At 56.2% G+C, this 1,391-nt stretch carries 1 protein-coding gene; it reads left to right on the forward strand.

Annotated elements, in window-relative coordinates; all coding sequences use genetic code 11:
• The coding region (locus EQP46_RS23900) for a VCBS domain-containing protein (RefSeq protein WP_194956921.1) at nucleotides 1-1,391 on the forward strand (1,391 nt) is incomplete at both ends.

Raw genomic sequence — 1,391 nt, forward strand, 5'->3', positions numbered from 1 at the left:
GGCTCTGAGCACCAAATTACCATCACGGTAACAGGCAGCGATGATGCTTCTGTGGTCACGGGCGTTACTACTGGCGGCATTGATTTAGGCGCGGACACACCAGAAACCAGTGTCTCTGGTACGCTCTCGATCACTGATGTGGATGACGGCGACACCCCGAGCTTCGACAATGTCTCTATCGACGGCGATTACGGTACCTTCACGCTGACTGACGGTAACTGGACCTACACGGTCGATCCGTCTAAAGCCGACGCACTGAACGACAACCAGACCGAGCAAGAGGTGTTTACACTCACCGCCTCGGATGGCACGGTGCAACAAATCACCGTCGATGTCACGGGCGCAGATGATGCGGCGGTTATCACGGGTGATAGTACCGCGAGCATCACTGAAGATGCCGGCGCACAAACCGCGTCAGGCACCATCACGATCACCGATGCGGACACTGGCGATACGCCAACCATTCCGAATGGCACCTTGGCGGGTGAATACGGTTCGTTGACCATGGTTGACGGTGCATGGACGTACACCGCTGACAGCGCGTCGATCCAATCGCTGGCTGATGGCGATACCGCGACGGATACCATCACGGTGACCGCCTCAGACGGCACCACACAAGATATTGTCATCACCATTACAGGCACGGATGATGCTGCGGTGGTGACAGGTGATACCACCGGCACCACCACAGACCAAGGCACCTCGGTGTCTGGCTCTATCAGCATCAGTGATGTGGATAACGGTGAAAACCCAACCATCGGTAACACCACCATCGAAGGGGAATACGGTAGCCTGACACTGACTGACGGCGAGTGGACCTACACGGTTAACAGCGAAAACGCACAAACCCTGCCAGACGGGGAGTCTGCCAACGACACCTTCACCCTCACAGCGTCTGATGGCTCCACCCATCAAATCACGGTGACGGTTGAAGGCACCGACGATGCCGCAGTCGTCACAGGCGACTTGAGTGCAAGTGTGGCTGAAGGCGGCGATGCCTCTGTTTCTGGTTCGATCAACATCAGTGACCCAGATGCCGCCGTGCAACCTACCCTTGAAAACGGCACAGTCGAAGGTGAATACGGTAGCCTGACTCTGACCGATGGCGAGTGGACCTACACAGTCAACTCTGACAATGCACAATCTCTGGGTGACGGTGATTCAGCCACAGACACCATCACAGTGACTGCATCGGATGGCTCTGAGCACCAAATTACCATCACGGTAACAGGCAGCGATGATGCTTCTGTGGTCACGGGCGTTACTACTGGCGGCATTGATTTAGGCGCGGACACACCAGAAACCAGTGTCTCTGGTACGCTCTCGATCACTGATGTGGATGACGGCGACACCCCGAGCTTCGACAATGTCTCTATCGACGGCGATTACGG

This window comes from Enterovibrio baiacu (assembly GCF_004120195.1).
Lineage (GTDB): Bacteria > Pseudomonadota > Gammaproteobacteria > Enterobacterales > Vibrionaceae > Enterovibrio > Enterovibrio baiacui.